Annotated in this window: 16 protein-coding genes; 10 read left to right on the top strand and 6 right to left on the bottom strand. The window is 60.1% G+C overall.

Annotated elements, in window-relative coordinates:
• Window positions 1-15: 15 nt before the first annotated feature.
• Window positions 16-897, top strand: coding sequence for an ABC transporter permease subunit (locus PMI37_RS22495; RefSeq protein WP_174823987.1), 882 nt, complete (start codon window positions 16-18; stop codon window positions 895-897).
• A complete protein-coding gene (locus tag PMI37_RS22490; protein ID WP_007913861.1) occupies window positions 894-1784 on the top strand; it encodes an ABC transporter permease subunit in 891 nt (296 codons plus the stop codon). The genes PMI37_RS22495 and PMI37_RS22490 overlap by 4 nt, the downstream gene beginning before the upstream one ends.
• Window positions 1785-1943: 159 nt before the next feature.
• Here PMI37_RS22490 and PMI37_RS22485 read toward each other — a convergent pair whose 3' ends face one another.
• Window positions 1944-2585, bottom strand: a complete 642-nt coding sequence (locus tag PMI37_RS22485; RefSeq protein WP_008085317.1) for an HD domain-containing protein — start codon at window positions 2583-2585, stop codon at window positions 1944-1946.
• Between the two features lie 306 nt (window positions 2586-2891).
• Here PMI37_RS22485 and PMI37_RS22480 point away from each other — a divergent pair, with 306 nt between their 5' ends.
• Window positions 2892-3857 carry a GlxA family transcriptional regulator gene (locus tag PMI37_RS22480; RefSeq protein WP_008085316.1) on the top strand — a complete coding sequence of 322 codons (966 nt, stop codon included), beginning with the start codon at window positions 2892-2894 and terminating at the stop codon, window positions 3855-3857.
• Between the two features lie 141 nt (window positions 3858-3998).
• On the opposite strand, the gene PMI37_RS22475 is transcribed toward PMI37_RS22480, so the two are convergent.
• The gene (locus tag PMI37_RS22475) at window positions 3999-6410 is read right to left on the bottom strand and encodes a penicillin acylase family protein (RefSeq protein WP_008085313.1); all 2412 of its coding nucleotides are present in this window, start codon (window positions 6408-6410) and stop codon (window positions 3999-4001) included.
• 102 nt (window positions 6411-6512) lie between these two features.
• A complete protein-coding gene (locus PMI37_RS22470) occupies window positions 6513-7091 on the bottom strand; it encodes a DUF6436 domain-containing protein (RefSeq protein WP_008085310.1) in 579 nt (192 codons plus the stop codon).
• A gap of 98 nt (window positions 7092-7189) precedes the next feature.
• Between PMI37_RS22470 and PMI37_RS22465 the strand changes: the two genes are divergently transcribed.
• On the top strand, window positions 7190-8137 hold the full coding sequence (locus PMI37_RS22465) for an alpha/beta hydrolase (protein ID WP_008085308.1): 948 nt from the start codon (window positions 7190-7192) through the stop codon (window positions 8135-8137).
• A 130-nt stretch (window positions 8138-8267) separates the two neighbouring features.
• On the opposite strand, the gene PMI37_RS22460 is transcribed toward PMI37_RS22465, so the two are convergent.
• Window positions 8268-8999: a DUF2059 domain-containing protein gene (locus PMI37_RS22460; protein WP_008085307.1), complete on the bottom strand. Its 732-nt coding sequence runs from the start codon at window positions 8997-8999 to the stop codon at window positions 8268-8270.
• 108 nt (window positions 9000-9107) lie between these two features.
• Here PMI37_RS22460 and PMI37_RS22455 point away from each other — a divergent pair, with 108 nt between their 5' ends.
• Together PMI37_RS22455 and PMI37_RS22450 are read left to right on the top strand one after the other, a co-directional pair.
• Window positions 9108-9740: a 2OG-Fe(II) oxygenase gene (locus PMI37_RS22455; RefSeq protein WP_008085304.1), complete on the top strand. Its 633-nt coding sequence runs from the start codon at window positions 9108-9110 to the stop codon at window positions 9738-9740.
• A gap of 1 nt (window position 9741) precedes the next feature.
• Window positions 9742-10233: a DUF523 domain-containing protein gene (locus PMI37_RS22450; protein ID WP_008085302.1), complete on the top strand. Its 492-nt coding sequence runs from the start codon at window positions 9742-9744 to the stop codon at window positions 10231-10233.
• A gap of 87 nt (window positions 10234-10320) precedes the next feature.
• On the opposite strand, the gene PMI37_RS22445 is transcribed toward PMI37_RS22450, so the two are convergent.
• Window positions 10321-10893, bottom strand: coding sequence for a transporter substrate-binding domain-containing protein (locus PMI37_RS22445; protein ID WP_008085300.1), 573 nt, complete (start codon window positions 10891-10893; stop codon window positions 10321-10323).
• A 135-nt stretch (window positions 10894-11028) separates the two neighbouring features.
• On the opposite strand from PMI37_RS22445, the gene PMI37_RS22440 reads away from it, so the two are divergent.
• Window positions 11029-11454, top strand: a complete 426-nt coding sequence (locus PMI37_RS22440; RefSeq protein WP_008085298.1) for a DUF4399 domain-containing protein — start codon at window positions 11029-11031, stop codon at window positions 11452-11454.
• 57 nt (window positions 11455-11511) lie between these two features.
• Here PMI37_RS22440 and serA read toward each other — a convergent pair whose 3' ends face one another.
• Window positions 11512-12741 (bottom strand): phosphoglycerate dehydrogenase, encoded by a 1230-nt coding sequence (serA, locus tag PMI37_RS22435; RefSeq protein ID WP_008085296.1) that lies wholly within the window; start codon window positions 12739-12741, stop codon window positions 11512-11514.
• A 204-nt stretch (window positions 12742-12945) separates the two neighbouring features.
• On the opposite strand from serA, the gene PMI37_RS22430 reads away from it, so the two are divergent.
• The 3 genes from PMI37_RS22430 (at window position 12946) to PMI37_RS22420 (ending at window position 16259) form a co-directional block, all read left to right on the top strand.
• The gene (locus tag PMI37_RS22430) at window positions 12946-14340 is read left to right on the top strand and encodes an FAD-binding oxidoreductase (RefSeq protein WP_045123241.1); all 1395 of its coding nucleotides are present in this window, start codon (window positions 12946-12948) and stop codon (window positions 14338-14340) included.
• Window positions 14341-14381: 41 nt separating this feature from the next.
• Window positions 14382-15047 carry a fumarylacetoacetate hydrolase family protein gene (locus PMI37_RS22425; protein ID WP_008085293.1) on the top strand — a complete coding sequence of 222 codons (666 nt, stop codon included), beginning with the start codon at window positions 14382-14384 and terminating at the stop codon, window positions 15045-15047.
• A gap of 288 nt (window positions 15048-15335) precedes the next feature.
• Window positions 15336-16259 carry an SdiA-regulated domain-containing protein gene (locus PMI37_RS22420; protein WP_008085291.1) on the top strand — a complete coding sequence of 308 codons (924 nt, stop codon included), beginning with the start codon at window positions 15336-15338 and terminating at the stop codon, window positions 16257-16259.
• The last annotated feature ends 23 nt before the right edge of the window (window positions 16260-16282 follow it).

Genomic DNA, 16282 nt, shown 5'->3' with positions numbered 1-16282 from the left:
CGCCTCAACCGAATAATCCCCAATGGCCGGCAGTTGGTCATCGGGGTCCCGTTCATCTGGCTGTTCCTGTTCTTCATGTTGCCGTTCTTCATCGTCCTGAAGATCAGTTTTGCCGAAGCCGACGTGGCGATCCCGCCGTACACCGAGATCTACACCTACGCCGAGCAGAAGTTGCAACTGCTGCTGAACCTGGGCAACTACTCGATGCTGGCCGGCGACGAGTTGTACATCGCCGCTTACCTCGGCTCGTTGAAGATGGCGCTGATCAGCACCATCCTCTGTCTGGTCATCGGCTACCCGATGGCCTACGCCATCGCCACCGCGCGTAAAGAGATGCAAACGGTGCTGGTGCTGCTGATCATGATGCCGACCTGGACGGCGATTCTGATCCGCGTTTACGCGTGGATGGGCATCCTCAGCAACAACGGCCTGCTCAATGGTTTCCTGATGAGCATGGGGTTTATCGACGAGCCGCTGCAGATCCTCAACACCAACCTTGCGGTGTACATCGGCGTGGTTTACTCGTACCTGCCGTTCATGATCCTGCCGCTGTACGCCAACCTGGTGAAGCACGATCAAAGCTTGCTGGAAGCCGCTTCCGACCTCGGTTCGAGCACCTTCAACAGCTTCTGGAAAATCACCATTCCACTGTCCAAGAACGGGATTATTGCAGGCTGCATGCTGGTGTTCATCCCGGTGGTCGGTGAGTTCGTGATCCCGGAACTGCTCGGCGGTCCGGAAACCCTGATGATCGGTAAAGTGCTCTGGCAAGAGTTCTTCAACAACCGTGACTGGCCGGTAGCGTCCGCGCTGGCAGTGGTGATGCTGGCGATCCTGATTGTGCCGATCATTCTGTTCAACCGTAGTCAGGCCAAAGAAATGGAGGGCAAAGAATGAAGCGCATCCGTTTCTCCAGCCTGATGCTGGTCATCGGTCTGTTGTTCATCTACCTGCCGATGCTGATCCTGGTGATCTACTCGTTCAACGCCTCCAAACTGGTGACGGTATGGGGCGGCTGGTCGATCAAGTGGTACGTCGGCCTGCTCGACAACACACAACTGATGGGCTCGGTGCTGCGCTCGCTGGAAATTGCCTGCTACACCGCGGTTGCCGCGGTGGCGCTGGGTACGCTGGCGGCATTCGTGCTGACGCGCATCACCCGCTTCAAGGGCCGCACGCTGTTTGGCGGCCTGGTGACCGCGCCGTTGGTGATGCCGGAAGTGATCACCGGTCTGTCCCTGTTGCTGTTGTTCGTGGCCATGGCGCAGATGATCGGCTGGCCGCAGGAACGTGGCATCGTCACCATCTGGATCGCTCACACCACATTCTGTGCGGCGTATGTAGCGGTGGTGGTGTCGGCGCGTCTGCGGGAGCTGGACCTGTCGATCGAAGAAGCGGCGATGGATCTGGGCGCGCGGCCGTGGAAGGTGTTCTTCCTGATCACCATCCCGATGATTGCGCCGTCGCTGGCGGCGGGCGGCATGATGTCGTTCGCGTTGTCGCTGGATGACCTGGTGCTGGCGAGCTTCGTCTCCGGCCCGGGTTCGACGACCCTGCCAATGGAAGTGTTCTCGGCGGTGCGTCTGGGCGTGAAGCCTGAGATCAACGCGGTGGCGAGTCTGATTCTGCTGGCGGTATCGATCGTGACCTTCATGGTCTGGTTCTTCAGCCGACGCGCCGAAGAAGCCCGCAAGAAAGCCATCCAGCAAGCCATCGAAGAAAGCGCTGCCGATTCGTGGAAACAACCGGACGTACGCCGGGCGCCTTCGCCGGAAGCGGCGTAAGCCATATCCGGACATTGGCGATGAAGCCTTTGTGGCGAGGGGATTTATCCCCGTTGGACTGCGCAGCAGGCCCCTTCTTTTTTGAATCAAAAGAGGGGTCGCTTCGCAACCCAACGGGGATAAATCCCCTCGCGACAGGGGCCAGTTTCAAATCTGGTTTTAGGCAGTCCAAGGGGAATTGCGGATGACTTCTACGAAGTTCATCGGTTTGAACCCCGGCTCCTGATCCTTCAGCACATCGGTCTTCACATTGCCAAATGTGGTCTGCGGACGATGACGCAAGCCATCGGCAAACGCGCAGATGATGCATTCCTTGAAACCTTCCCCACGCGGGTGCGCATGCACCACCGCCTCCCGTTGCACGGTGCTGAACGCCGCGTAATCCATCCCCAACACATCCATCTCGACACCCGCCGTCACCAGCGCCACGGTCGGCCGCAAATGCTTCGGCACGCCCGGCGTAGTGTGCAGGGCAATCGATAACCAGACTTGCTCGATGTCGTCATCGCTCAAACCGTACGGCTTGAGAAACGCCGCCGCCGCGTTGGCGCCGTCCACTTCAAAACGCTCGTCAGCGCTGCGATGACCTTCGACCAGACCGAGGTCGTGGAACATTGCGCCGACATAGAGCAGCTCCGGATCGTAAGCCAGTTGCTGACGCTCACCGCTCAGTGCGCCGAACAGAAATACCCGGCGCGAATGGTGGTAAAGCAGGTCGGACTCGATGTCACGGATGTAATCGGTGGTGGCGCGAGCGAGGGCGCTGTCAGGGATTTTGATGCCGGCAATGGTCGTGCTCATGGGAGGTTTCCTCACTGAAACGCCGTCGTGGCGCTGAGGAGTCAAGTCTGTTCCCGGCGCTGAAAGCGAACAATCGCTGCATGGCTGCGATCCTTGCCAATCCACCTGCAAATCGTGCCAACTGCCCTTCACAGGTCGGAATGCCAGCCATTGTGGCGAGGGGATTTATCCCCGTTCGGCTGCGCAGCAGTCGTAAATCCAGCCATGAAGACTGCCTGACACAACGAGGTGTAGGGTCTTGGGGCTGCTTCGCAACCCAACGGGGATAAATCCCCTCGCCACAGGGTTACAGGGGACTTCAAAAACATGAATAAAACCATCGCCATCGTGGTGTTCGTAGGCGTGCAGTCGCTCGACGTCACCGGCCCCATGGATGTGTTCGCCGAAGCCAACCGCTTTCTCGCGCCGGAAGATCACTATCGGCTCGAAGTGATCGGCCTGGAAAAAACACCGATGGCCTGTTCCAACGGCTTGATCCTCAACGCCCATCGCCATTTCAGCGAAGCACTCGACGCCTATGACCTGCTGCTGGTCGCCGGTGGCCCGCAGCTGCCATTCATGGATTTCGGCAGCGTCTTCGACAGCTGGCTGCGCGAAGCTTGCGCACGGGCCAAGCGCTTCGGCTCGATCTGCAATGGCGCCTTCATGCTGGCGCGCGCAGGGTTGCTGGAAGGGCGCACCGTGACCACGCACTGGAACGATGCCGAGGCGTTGGCGCAGTTATGCCCGTCAACCCACGTCGAAGCCGATCGGTTGTACGTCGAGGACGGCACGCTCTACACCTCGGCCGGGGTCACGGCGGGGATCGATCTGTCGTTGTATCTGCTGGCGCGTGATCACGGTGCTGAAGTGGCTTTGAGCGTTGCCAAGCGGCTGGTGGTGTTCACCCAGCGTTCGGGCGGGCAGTCGCAGTTCAGTCCGTTCCTCACGCCGCATGCGGAGCCGACATCGGCGGTGGCGATGGTGCAGTTGTACGTGCTGGCCAATCTCACCGGCGATCTGACCATTGCCGATCTGGCCAATGCGGCGAACATGAGTGCGCGCAATTTCTCCCGGGTGTTTGCTCGGGAGGCGAAGGTGACGCCGGCGGAGTTTGTCGAGCAGGCACGGGTGGATGCGGCGCGGGTGATGCTCGAAAGCACCACGGCGCCGTTGAAGACCGTGGCGTATCAGTGCGGGTTTCGTGATGCGCAGCATATGCGCAGCGTGTTCAACCGCCGCTTGGGCGTGACACCGCAGCAGTTTCGGCTGAATTTTGCGGTGCTACTCTGAGGTTGTGTGCTGCTCTTCAGGGCCTCATCGCTGGCAAGCCAGCTCCCACAGGTTTCTCTGGAGTTCACATGATTTGTGATCGACGCAAAACCCTGTGGGAGCTGGCTTGCCAGCGATGAGGCCTGTTCTATCAGCGCAAAACTACTGCGCCGCCCGCGCCGGCAACAGCTTCAAGGTACTGCGCGTATTCGCCGTCACCTCTTCCTCGCTGAAATGCGCCTGCACATACATCCCGTCGACATACGCCTCAGCCTGATCGTCATAGTGACTGTCGAACGGCACGCCGCTCTGGCCCACCGGGTTGATCGTCAGCGCATGCGCCGGATCGGCGAAGTCGACCAGCCGCCGCGTCGACGGCCCGTACGTCACCGGCCACGGCGCCGGGCCGATCCTTGCGGAAAGATTATTTGGCACTTCATGACTGCCCGGCGCCGCAAATGGCCCGACATTGAAAAGGCGATCCAGCGGCTTCTGCTGCCCCAGCGGATGCCCGTGCGTCAGCGTGTGCGCCGCGCCCCATTGCCATCCGGTCACATCGTCGCCGAGGGTCAGCTGCAGATGGGCCATGCTCGCTGCCCACGCCGCGCGCACGACATCGGCGCGGGTCTCTTTGGCCGGCGTGTTGCGGTTGTCCCACCACGGCGAATCAGCGTTTGCCGCCAGACGTGGCAGCGCCGCATCGATCACTCGCGTCGACAGCAGCGTGTCGAAAAAGTCATTGCCCAACTCATCACGCATCGCCGCGTCGGCAAGGTCGTAGAGGAACTGGTTGAACACCGTCGCACTGACCGAGTCCAGCGGATAGTCGCCCGGCCATTGCGCCAGTTGCTCGACCAGTTTCAGCTGTGCCGGATCGCTCACCACTTCACGCAATACCGGCAGCAACGGCGCCAGCAGACGCGGGCCGTAACCGGTTGCCGTACCGAGTTGCAGCTTCTGATTCGCCTCGTTGGTCCACTTCACGCTCTTGTCGCCGAGTTGACGATTAAGCTGCTGGCCGCGATCGGCGAGGTTGTAGTAACCGGGGATCTCCATGCCGGTCGGCGACAGCGGCTGGAAGTTGGCCGAGACGATGTAGCCGCGCGCCGGGTTTTCTTCCTGCGGGTTGGCGCTGAACGGGTAGAAGCCGTCCTTGTCGGCCTGATTGCTGCTGCCGTCGAGAATGAATTCCGGCCGTACTCCGGCCGGACGCTTGGGCAGTAACGCCGAGGCCCACCAGGCGATGTCGCCCTTGGCGTTGGCGTACACCAGGTTCAACCCCGGTGCCTGCACTTTCGCCGCCGCGGCGCGGGCTTTGGCCAACGTGTCGGCGCGGTTGAGTTGGTAGAAGCCTTCGAGAATCGGATTGGGTGTTTCGAGGAAGGCCCACCACATCGCAATCGGTGTCTTCCCGGCAGCAGATCCCAGTGCATCGTTGACGATCGGGCCGTGGGGCGACTGGCGCAGGGTGATGGTCACCGGTGACTGGCCCTTCACATTGATTTGCTGCTCGCTGCTGACCATGTCTGTCCACTGGCCGCGATACCAGACCTGATTGGGGTTGTCCGGGTTGACCTTCTCGGCGATCAGGTCCAGATCGTCGTTCTGGAACATGGTCAGGCTCCAGCCGAAATCGAGGTTATGCCCCAGAAACGCGAAGGGCACCAGCGCCTGATGGTGGCCGTACAACTCAAACCCCGGCGCCGACAATTGCGCTTCGTACCACACCGACGGCACCGAGAAACGAATGTGGGGGTCGCCAGCCAACAGCGGTTTGCCGCTCTGGCTGCGGCTGCCGGCAATCACCCAGGCGTTGCTGCCTTCGAACTGCGGCAAGCCGTTGTCGATCAACGCCTGTTCGCTGAGGCGGGCGAGGGCGTTGAGGTCTTGCCAGTCGCCAGCGGCGAGGGCTGGCGTCTGTTGGGCGTGACCGTTGGCCAGCACGCCTTTGGCCTGCCAGTCGAGGTCGAAGACGTTGAGATAATCGGCGCCGAGTTGATCGCGCACATAGGTCAACAGCGGTTCGGTGCGAAACGCCGCGGCAAAGCTGTAAGCCATGTAGCCGGCGACGCTGATGCTGTCCTCCGCGGTGAACGGCCGCTTGGGGATGCCCAGCACGTCAAACTCGATCGGCGCAGCGTGGGTGTCCTGATATTGGTTGATGCCATCCAGATAGGCTTGCAGGCCCTTCCACGCCGGCGACTGCTTGTCGAGGCTGGCGACATAACTGGCAGCGCGCTCGCGGATGCGCAGGCTGCGGAACAGTTTGTCGGTGTCGAGCAGCTTCGGCCCGAGCACTTCGGCCAGTTCGCCTCGGGCGAGGCGGCGCACGCTTTCCATCTGGAACAGGCGATCCTGGGCATGCACATAGCCGAGGGCGCGGTAGAGGTCGGTTTCGTTCTCGGCGCGGATGTGCGGTACGCCGCGTTCGTCGTAGCGCACGGTCACCGAACCCTGCAGGTTGCGCAGTTCCACCTGGCCCTGTCGCGTCGGTTGTTTGCTGTAGACGTACCAGCCCCCGGCGCAGAGCAAAACAACAATGAGCAAGGCAAGAACGGTGAACACGCGTTTCATGGCGACTCCTTGTGCAGGCGGGATTGCCGCCCGTCGGGCTGCAAACAATTAGCACAGACCGTCCGTGCCGTGCAGCGCTGTCCTTGAAAAGTCCGGAATGCCTTACTTCGTCTCCACCGGCCACGGGCAATAGCAACCGACGGCCAGCGTGTGCGTGGCGTCGACCGGGCGATCGTCCGTCAGGGCATTGAGGATCGGTTCAATGAAGCTGTTGCTGGAGTTGCAGGTCAGGCCTTCGCTGTAAGGGCCGAAGTACGCCAGTTTGCCGCTGCGATCCCAGATCGCCACGGCCGGGCTGGCGGGCACCTGTTCGGAACCGGGCAACACCGTGATGGTTTTCAGGCTACTGAGTGTGGCCGGCAACTGGCCGTGGCTGCCCGCTCTTTGCACCGCGAAGAACTCGACACCCCTGGCGCTGAAGTGCTCGACCATCTCGCTCAGGTGCTGTTGATTGCCGACGTTGCACGGGCAGGCCGGGTCCCAGAAGTGCACCAGGCGGATATTGCCGGGGCCGGCGAGATCGTCGGGCAGGCGCAGCGGATCGCCGGAAAATACCGCGGTGTGTTCGCTGAACGCGCGCAGGTATCGCCCCTGAAACCAGTCGTACGCCGCCCACAGCACCCCGGCGCAGATCAGCGCGAGCAGGCTGGCAAACAGTGCGGTGCGGTAGGGCGAACGCATGGTTTTCGATCCCGAAGAGGTCGGCTAGCTTGCCATGTCTGTCACTACAGATGAATATCGCAGGCCGATAAAGTCTGTTTACCGCTCTGGAACCGCTTATGCCCGCCACCTTCGACCCCGATCAATTACGCGCCAGCCTCAAGCCCTTGGCCGAGTGGCAGCCGTTGTCGGAGGAGGCCAAAGCCTATCAGCGCTTTTACCAGACCGACTTTCCCGAGCGTGATGTCTGGCGCGGCATGGGCCGTTTCGAAGTCGACGGTTATGAGCTGGTCAGCCATTGCTGGTGGCCGGAAAAGGTCAAGGCGACGCTGTTTCTGTTGCACGGTTACTACGATCACACCGGGCTTTATCGCCATGTGATCGAGTGGGCGCTGGATCAGGATTTTGCAGTGATTTCCTGCGACCTGCCGGGCCATGGCCTGTCGAGCGGGCCGCGTGCAAGCATTCGCGATTTCTCCGAGTACCAGGACGTCCTGCAAGCCCTGTTCGCCGAAGCGCAGTCGATCGCGCTGCCGCAACCGTGGCACATGTTCGGGCAAAGCACGGGCGGGGCGATTATTGTCGATCACGTGCTCAACCATGGTCAGGGCAGCCCGGCGCAAGGTCAGTTGATCCTGATGGCGCCATTGGTACGGCCGCGCGCGTGGGGGTGGTCGCAACTGAGTTATTACCTGCTCCGGCCTTTTGTCCGAGGTGTCGTGCGGCGCTTCAGCGAGAACTCCAACGATCCTGATTTCCTGCCGTTTCTCCAGGCCGATCCGTTGCAGCCGCGACGCTTGCCGACCCAGTGGGTAGGTGCACTGTCACGCTGGATCATTCGCGTGGAACACGCGAAAAAAAGCCCGCGGCGGCCGCTGATCATTCAGGGGCAGGCGGACATGACGGTCGACTGGCAGCACAATTTGCAAGTGATGAAGTGGAAGTTCGATCGGCCGCAGATATTGCTGCTGGCCGAGGGGCGGCATCATCTGGCGAATGAGACGGAGGAGATGCGTGAGGAGTATTTCGAGTTTCTGAGCAAGCGCATCAGGGGCCGCAATCTTTAGCGTCTGTGAGGGCCCTATCGCTGGCAAGCCAGCTCCCACAGGGTTAAGTGTCGATCACGAATATTGTGAACACCCAAGAAAACTGTGGGAGCTGGCTTGCCAGCGATGGCGGCTTATCAGGTGCTAGAGATCATTGGCCGACCGCCAGGCCGGCGCGAATCGCCGCCAGCGCCGCCTGGTAATACGCCTTGCCCTCGGTTGATTCGGCAAACGTCGCAAACTCTTCCAGCTCTTCGTCCGACAGGTCGCGATAAACGTAGAGCAGCGTGTTGTTGATGTCCGCGCCAATCTGATCCATCAGGCGCTGACGCTGACTGTTCAACATGCCCTGCGCCTGACCGCCACCGAGCAGTCCCGGAATCATCGAGCTCAAGCTGTCCGCCGCCACACCGGCAATCGCCAGGCTGACTTCGGCGCCGGCCTCACGCGCTGGCAGCGCCTGCGCGAGGTGGCCGATGATCAGCAGACGGCTGTCGCTGACCTGCATCTTCGGCAGGCCCTTGGCGTTTTTTGCCAGTTGGTCGCGACGGGTTGCGAGCAACTCAGCGGCGACGATTTTTTTGCCCAGTGGCGATTGAAAAAAGCTCAGCGCCGGTTTCGGATCGGCGAGTTGCTGGCGCAGTTGTGCTTCTGCGCGTTGATCCACGGCTTGCGGGGCGAAGCGCTGATTGCTGTTGTTGACCAACGCCTGAAACACGGCGGGCGGCAGGCTGTTCTGATAGCGCTGTTGGGCAGCGGTCAGGGCGTCGTTGAAATGCGCACGTTGATCTGGCCAGCCGGCGACCTTGTACAACTGGTCGTGGCCGTCCGCCCAGGCGGGCAACACGCAGAACATCAACAGTGAAAAAAGCAAACGGCGCATAGGGACTCCTGTCAGCAGCGGACTATTCTCCGTGCGGTGCCGGTACTTGTCGAGAATTCGTAGCAAGCCGCCGCGTGGCTCTGTCGGATTTCTTGCCGGCGGCATACTATGCGCGCCATGCAAATATCCTCTGAACACCCGCTGCTGTTACGCATTGTCGACGACCTGGCCGAGCATGGCTGGTCGCAGCAGAACATATTCCTGCCCGCCGGTTTGACCCGCGAGTTGGCGGCCGAGTGCCGTAAACGTGAGGCCGAAGGTGAACTGGCGCCAGCGGCGGTGGGACGTGGGCCGTTTTCAGAGATCCGCGAGGGTATTCGTGGCGACCACATTCAGTGGATCGATCCAGGCCAGGCCGATTCCAGCGACCGCTATCTGAATCTGATGGAAAGTCTGCGCGAGGCGCTCAACCGTGGCTTGTTCCTCGGTCTTGAAGACTTCGAATGCCATTTCGCCTTGTACCCACCGGGTGCGTTCTATCGTCGGCATGTCGACCGTTTTCGCGACGATGACAAGCGCATGGTCTCGGTGGTGGTCTACCTCAATGACGCCTGGCTGCCGGAGGACGGTGGTCAGTTGCGCATGTACCTGAACGAAGAGCGCGTGCATGACGTGCAGCCTACTGGCGGTTGTCTGGTGGTGTTTCTTTCTGGCGAAGTGCCGCACGAAGTGTTGCCGGCGAACCGTGAACGTTTGTCGCTGACGGGCTGGTTCCGCCGCCGTGGCAACGAGCCGTTCTGACATGGACAAGATTCTGGTCAGCCGCTGCCTGCTGGGTCATCGCGTACGTTACGACGGTGGCGCGAGTGGGCCGTTTGATCTGCTCGAACAGTGGATTAGCGAAGGACGCGTGGTGCCGTTGTGCCCGGAAGTCGCGGGAGGTTTGCCGACGCCTCGTGCAGCGGCGGAGATTCCCGGCGGGCAGGGTGGTGAAGTGCTGGATGGCATTGCTGCGGTGATGACCACCGAGGGCGAGGACGTCAGCGCGCAGTTTCTCGACGGTGCGCGGCAGGCGCTGGAGCTGGTGCGCAAACACGGCATCCGCGTGGCGGTGCTCAAAGCCAACAGTCCTTCCTGTGGCAACCTGCTGACCTATGACGGGACGTTCAGTGGGGTGAAAGTTTCCGGCGAAGGCGTAACCGCTGCACTGCTCAAGCGCCATGGCGTGCAAGTCTTCAGCGAGCTCGAACTCCCGCAAGCCGCGCTGGCCCTGACCCAACTCGATCACCTGTAGGAGCTGCGGCACGCTGCGATCTTTTGATCTTTTTGATCTTTCGAATCAACATCAAAAGATCGCAGCGTGCCGCAGCTCCTACAGGTTTCAATTGGGTTCGGTGAGCCACTTCTTCGACAGCGCCGCCAGGCGCCCGTCGGCCTTGATCCGCTGCATCGCGCTCTCAAGGCTGGCGTGAAATGCCGGATTACCCTTCTGAAACGGTATCGCCAACTCCACCGGTGCACTCGCCTTTGGCTTGGCATCAGTCAACGCCTGCACCAAGACCATCGGCTGCGGCTGCTCATCCTTCTTCGCCAGCAGTTGCGCATCGACCTTGCCGTAAGGCTCGCTGAAGTCGAAACGATCCTTGAGTTCGGGTGTCAGTGCTATGTGATTGAGCGCGACGTCGTACTTGCCGCTTTCAACGCCCTGGAGCAAATCGGCCTCGTCGGTGACGATGAAGTCGGCGCGTACATCCAGCTCGTTGGCGAGCAGTTGTCCAAGCTCGACCTCGAACCCCGTGAGTTTGTCGCCGTCGTCCTTGTAATTGAAAGGCGGTGTATTAGCCTCAAGGGCTATGCGTAACTCGCCACGGTCGTTGACGTCATCAATCAGTTCGGCGTGAGCCAAAGGGCTCAGAAGGGGTAGCAGGCAGATCAGGCCAGGCAAAAAGCGCATGGTCACTCCTTTGAAATCATTATTGCGATGCTCTGAGTCAGGCTCGCTTTGCTATGGTTGTCGAGTGCCTTCGACAACGAATGGTCATGAAGTTGTCATGACCGTGCGGATTTTACGGAAAAACTGGAGAAGAAAATGAAAAGCTTTATGTCACGTGCAGCGTTGGCGGGTGTGCTGATGGGTGTTTCGGTGCTGGCCAGTGCTGCCACACCCGCGCCAAAAGGCGCCGAAGTGTTCATCGTTTCTCCCGAGGACGGGGCCACGGTTTCGCAGACCTTCACCGTCAAGTTCGGCACCAAGGACGTCGCGCTGGCACCAGCCGGTGACGTCACCAAGAACACCGGTCACCACCATTTGCTGATCGACGTCGACAAGCTCCCGGCCGCTGGCGCGCCGATTCCGAATGACGCCAATCACATGCACTTCGGCAAGGCGCAGACCCAGGCTGACATCAAACTGGCCCCGGGCAAGCACACCTTGCAGCTGGAGCTGGGCGACAGCGGCCACATGCCGTTCGATCCGCCAATCGTCTCGAAGAAAATCACCGTCAACGTCGAATAATTTTTCGGCATGAAAAAGGGAGCCCGAAGGCTCCCTTTTTTGTCGCTCAACGCTAAATCAGAACAACACGCGGCTACGGATAGTGCCGTTGATGTGCTGCAGCTTCTCTTGCGCCAGATCCGAGTACTCGGCGTCGACGTCGATGACCACGTAGCCAACCTTCTCGTTGGTCTGCAGGAACTGACCGGAAATGTTGATGCCGTTTTCGGCGAAGACCTTGTTGATCTCGCTCATCACACCCGGAATGTTCTCGTGGATGTGCAGCAGGCGGTGCTTGCCAGGGTGAGCCGGCAGGGCCACTTCCGGGAAGTTCACCGACGAAACCGAAGTACCGTTGTCGCTGTACTTGACCAGTTTCTCTGCCACTTCCAGACCGATGTTGGCTTGCGCTTCGGCGGTCGAACCACCGATGTGCGGGGTCAGGATCACGTTGTCGAGACCACGCAGCGGGCTTTCGAACTCTTCGTCGTTGGAGCGTGGCTCCACCGGGAATACGTCGATGGCCGCGCCGATCAGGTGCTTGTCCTTGATCGCGTCCGCGAGGGCGTCCAGCTCGACCACGGTACCGCGCGCCGCGTTGATCAGGATGCCGCCCTTCTTGATGGCGCGGATTTCCTTCTCGCCGATCATCCACTGGGTCGCAGCGGTTTCCGGAACGTGCAGGGTGACGATGTCGGACATGCCCAGCAGCTCGGTCAGGCTACCGATCTGAGTCGCGTTGCCCAGCGGCAGCTTGGTCACGGTGTCGTAGAAATACACCTGCATGCCCAGACCTTCAGCCAGAACCGACAGCTGCGTACCGATCGAGCCGTAGCCGACGATGCCGAGTTTCTTGCCACGGATCTCGAAGGAGTTGGCTGCGGATTTGATCCAGCCGCCACGGTGGCAGGAAGCGTTTTTCTCCGGGATGCCGCGCAGCAGCAGGATCGCTTCGGCCAGCACCAGTTCCGCTACGGAGCGAGTGTTGGAGTACGGCGCGTTGAACACGGCAATACCGCGCTCACGGGCAGCACTCAGGTCAACCTGGTTGGTGCCGATGCAGAAACAGCCGACCGCAACCAGCTTCTTCGCGTGATCGAAGATCTCTTCGGTCAGTTGGGTGCGCGAACGAATGCCGATGAAGTGAGCGTCAGCGATCTTTTCCTTGAGCTGGGCTTCCGGCAAGGAACCTGTCAGGTATTCGATGCTGGTGTAGCCCGCCGCCTTGAGGACGTCGACAGCCGATTGGTGGACGCCTTCGAGAAGAAGGAACTTGATCTTGCTCTTATCGAGAGAAGTCTTGCTCATCTGCGTAAACCTGTATCCCGGAGAAAAATGGCAGGAAATGGTCAACAGACGCTGACCCGGACGACAAGAAAGTCGTCTCCGCGGATCTGGCCTTGGGCACTGTCCTGCGGGGTCGATATGCTAGCATAGCCTCCCCGCTAAACACTCATTCCTGCGACGTGAAGCGTTCTCAGGATGACCATGAATTGTTCGAGAGTTCTGTCGATGACCAATCCTGCCCTGATTGATGAACTGAAGACCCTGGTCGAGCCTGGCAAGGTCCTGACCGACGCCGACTCCCTGTATGCGTACGGCAAGGATTGGACCAAGCACTTCGCGCCGGCGCCTAGCGCCATTGTGTTTCCCAAGACCATCGAGCAGGTGCAAGCCGTTGTCCGTTGGGCCAATGAACACAAGGTCGCGCTGGTGCCGTCGGGCGGACGCACCGGGCTTTCCGCCGCTGCGGTGGCGGCGAATGGCGAAGTGGTCGTGTCGTTTGATTACATGAATCAGATTCTCGACGTGAACCTCACCGACCGCACCGCCGTTTGTCAGCCGGGCGTGGTCACCGAGCATTTGCAGAACGTCGCCGAAGAAAAAGGCCTGTATTACCCGGTCGATTTCGCCTCGGCCGGTTCCAGCCAGATTGGCGGCAACATCGGCACCAATGCCGGTGGGATCAAGGTGATTCGCTACGGCATGACCCGCAACTGGGTCGCCGGCATGAAAGTCGTCACCGGCAAGGGCGACGTGCTCGAACTGAACAAAGACCTGATCAAGAACGCCACCGGTTACGACCTGCGCCAGCTGTTCATCGGCGCTGAAGGCACGCTGGGTTTCGTCGTCGAAGCGACCATGCGCCTCGATCGCGCGCCGAAAAACCTCACAGCGATGGTCCTTGGCACCGCCGATTTCGACTCGATCATGCCGGTGCTGCACGCCTTCCAGGGCAAGCTCGACCTGACCGCGTTCGAATTCTTCTCCGACAAAGCCCTGGCCAAAGTCATGGGCCGTGGCGACGTACCGGCGCCGTTCGAAACCGATTGCCCGTTCTATGCGTTGCTGGAATTCGAAGCGACCACTGAAGAAGTGGCCAATAGCGCACTGGAAACCTTCGAACACTGCGTCGAGCAGGGCTGGGTGCTGGACGGCGTGATGAGCCAGAGCGAAACCCAACTGCAGAATCTGTGGAAGCTGCGCGAGTACATCTCCGAGACCATCTCGCACTGGACGCCGTACAAAAACGACATCTCGGTCACCGTGTCGAAAGTGCCGGCATTTCTGAAGGAAATCGACGCGATCGTCGGCGAACACTATCCCGACTTCGAAATCGTCTGGTTCGGCCATATCGGCGACGGCAACCTGCATTTGAACATCCTCAAGCCGGATAACCTGAGCAAGGACGAGTTCTTCGCCAAGTGCGCGACCGTCAACAAGTGGGTGTTCGAAACCGTCGAGAAGTACAACGGTTCGATCTCCGCCGAGCACGGCGTGGGCATGACCAAACGCGATTACTTGACCTACAGCCGCTCGCCGGTTGAGATCGAGTACATGAAAGCGGTAAAAGCGGTGTTCGACCCGAACGGCATCATGAGCCCGGGCAAGATTTTCGCGGTTTGATCGGCAATCTTTGATGAATCAATGAAGGCAGGAGTCGGTAAATGAGCTATCAGCACCAGTACGTCGACGGCACGCGCATCCACTTCCCGATCGGGAAAGTCGTGTGCATTGGCCGTAATTACGCCGAACACGCCAAGGAACTGGACAACCCGGTGCCTACCGAACCGTTGCTGTTCATCAAGCCGGGCAGTTGCGTGGTTGAGCTGGAAGGCGGTTTCGCCATTCCGACCGAGCGCGGTTCGGTGCACTACGAAGCGGAAATCGCCGTGTTGATCGGCAAGCCGTTGTCGACCAAACCGAGCCGTGAAGAAGTGCTCGACGCGATCTCCGGTTTCGCCCCGGCGCTGGATCTGACCCTGCGCGACAAGCAGGCCGAGCTGAAAGCCAAGGGCCTGCCGTGGGAAATCGCCAAGTCGTTCGACGGCGCGGCGGTGATCGCCCCGTTCGTGGTCGGCAGCACCTTTGCTGACCTGACCGACATCGGCATTCGCCTGACCATCAACGGCGAAGTCCGTCAGGACGGCAACAGCAGCGCGATGCTCAACCCGATCGTGCCAATGATCCAGCACATGGCCGGCTGCTTCTCGCTGCAGGCCGGTGACGTAATCCTCACCGGCACACCCGTGGGCGTCGGCCCGCTGAACGTCGGCGATGACATCGTCCTTGAACTGGTCGGCGCGAGCAGCTTCACCAGCAGCGTGCGCTGATTAAGCATTTTTTGTTGTGATGTGATTTTGTGGCGAGGGGATTTATCCCCGTTGGACTGCGCAGCAGTCCCAAGATCTTTGGGGCCGCTGCGCGACCCAACGGGGATAAATCCCCTCGCCACAGAGGCCTGGCCGGTATTTTTGTGTCTTGGCCCACAAACCCACAGGGCAATCCCGCCATTTGCCGTTTTTTTCACATCCTGTCTGGATAATTTCCGCAATTCTGGCGTCTGAGCCGGCCTCTTTGTGCTATTACCCATAGCCTGAATTTTCGGAAAGCGTCCCTCGATGTCCTCTCAAACTCAGCTCAAAACCACCCCTCGCTCGCGTTTCTACCTGCGTTGGTACGTTTGGTTATTGTTGTTGATCGCTGCCGTTTATGGCCTGGCGTTCGCCATGCATTGGGATGACCGTGCGTTGCTGTGGGTACACGAGCGCTTTGAAAGTCAGGCTGAGCAGAAGGAAAGCATCTGGCTGCCGGACTATCGCGCGGTGATCGACGCGAAGTTGCTGCCGGGCATGGAGAAGGACGAAGCCTCGGACCTGTCCTATAACCCGCAGACCAAAACCCTGTTTTCGGTGATGGGCAAGAATCCGTTCCTCGCCGAGCTGACGCTGCAGGGCGATGTTCTGCGCAAGATGCCGCTCAAAGGCTGGAGCAATCCGGAAGGCCTGACCGTCATGGAAAACGGCTTGATGGCCATCGTCGACGAGCGTGAACACATGCTCTCTATCGTCAAGGTTGACGCCGACACCCGAGAGCTGAACATCGCCGATTTCCCGAAATACGACCTCGGGCCATCGAAAGACCAGAACAAGGCGTTCGAGGCGATCACCTGGGATCCGCGCAATCAGCAATTGCTGCTGGGCGAGGAGCGGCCACCGGCGCTGTTCACCTGGAAAAGCGATGGCAGCCAGGTCCTGAAAGGCGACAAGCAGAAGCTGGCCAGCGACGAACTGGATATCCGCAATCTTTCCGCGCTGGCAATCGATCCGCGCACCGGCCACACCCTGGTGCTTTCGGCTGATTCGCACCTGCTGCTGGAACTGGACGAGAAGGGCGAGCAAGTCAGTTTCATGACCCTGCTGAGCGGTTTCAACGGGTTGAAAAAAACCATCCCCCGCGCCGAAGGTGTGACCATGGACGAGGCGGGCACGCTGTACATTGTCAGCGAGCCGAACCTGTTCTATCGCTTCGAAAAACACAAATAACGTCCTGTAGGAGCTGCCGCAGG

The organism is Pseudomonas sp. GM80 (genome assembly GCF_000282515.1).
Lineage (GTDB): Bacteria > Pseudomonadota > Gammaproteobacteria > Pseudomonadales > Pseudomonadaceae > Aquipseudomonas.
This window is presented reverse-complemented; position numbering and strand designations above follow the sequence as displayed.

Coding starts and splice junctions, on each gene's coding strand:
- PMI37_RS22450 (WP_008085302.1), top strand. CDS start 9,742: ATGGACAAGATTCTGGTCAGCCGCTGCCTGCTGGGTCATCGCGTACGT.
- PMI37_RS22460 (WP_008085307.1), bottom strand. CDS start 8,999: ATGCGCCGTTTGCTTTTTTCACTGTTGATGTTCTGCGTGTTGCCCGCC.
- PMI37_RS22420 (WP_008085291.1), top strand. CDS start 15,336: ATGTCCTCTCAAACTCAGCTCAAAACCACCCCTCGCTCGCGTTTCTAC.
- PMI37_RS22485 (WP_008085317.1), bottom strand. CDS start 2,585: ATGAGCACGACCATTGCCGGCATCAAAATCCCTGACAGCGCCCTCGCT.
- PMI37_RS22475 (WP_008085313.1), bottom strand. CDS start 6,410: ATGAAACGCGTGTTCACCGTTCTTGCCTTGCTCATTGTTGTTTTGCTC.
- PMI37_RS22465 (WP_008085308.1), top strand. CDS start 7,190: ATGCCCGCCACCTTCGACCCCGATCAATTACGCGCCAGCCTCAAGCCC.
- serA (WP_008085296.1), bottom strand. CDS start 12,741: ATGAGCAAGACTTCTCTCGATAAGAGCAAGATCAAGTTCCTTCTTCTC.
- PMI37_RS22430 (WP_045123241.1), top strand. CDS start 12,946: ATGACCAATCCTGCCCTGATTGATGAACTGAAGACCCTGGTCGAGCCT.
- PMI37_RS22480 (WP_008085316.1), top strand. CDS start 2,892: ATGAATAAAACCATCGCCATCGTGGTGTTCGTAGGCGTGCAGTCGCTC.
- PMI37_RS22490 (WP_007913861.1), top strand. CDS start 894: ATGAAGCGCATCCGTTTCTCCAGCCTGATGCTGGTCATCGGTCTGTTG.
- PMI37_RS22470 (WP_008085310.1), bottom strand. CDS start 7,091: ATGCGTTCGCCCTACCGCACCGCACTGTTTGCCAGCCTGCTCGCGCTG.
- PMI37_RS22440 (WP_008085298.1), top strand. CDS start 11,029: ATGAAAAGCTTTATGTCACGTGCAGCGTTGGCGGGTGTGCTGATGGGT.
- PMI37_RS22445 (WP_008085300.1), bottom strand. CDS start 10,893: ATGCGCTTTTTGCCTGGCCTGATCTGCCTGCTACCCCTTCTGAGCCCT.
- PMI37_RS22455 (WP_008085304.1), top strand. CDS start 9,108: ATGCGCGCCATGCAAATATCCTCTGAACACCCGCTGCTGTTACGCATT.
- PMI37_RS22425 (WP_008085293.1), top strand. CDS start 14,382: ATGAGCTATCAGCACCAGTACGTCGACGGCACGCGCATCCACTTCCCG.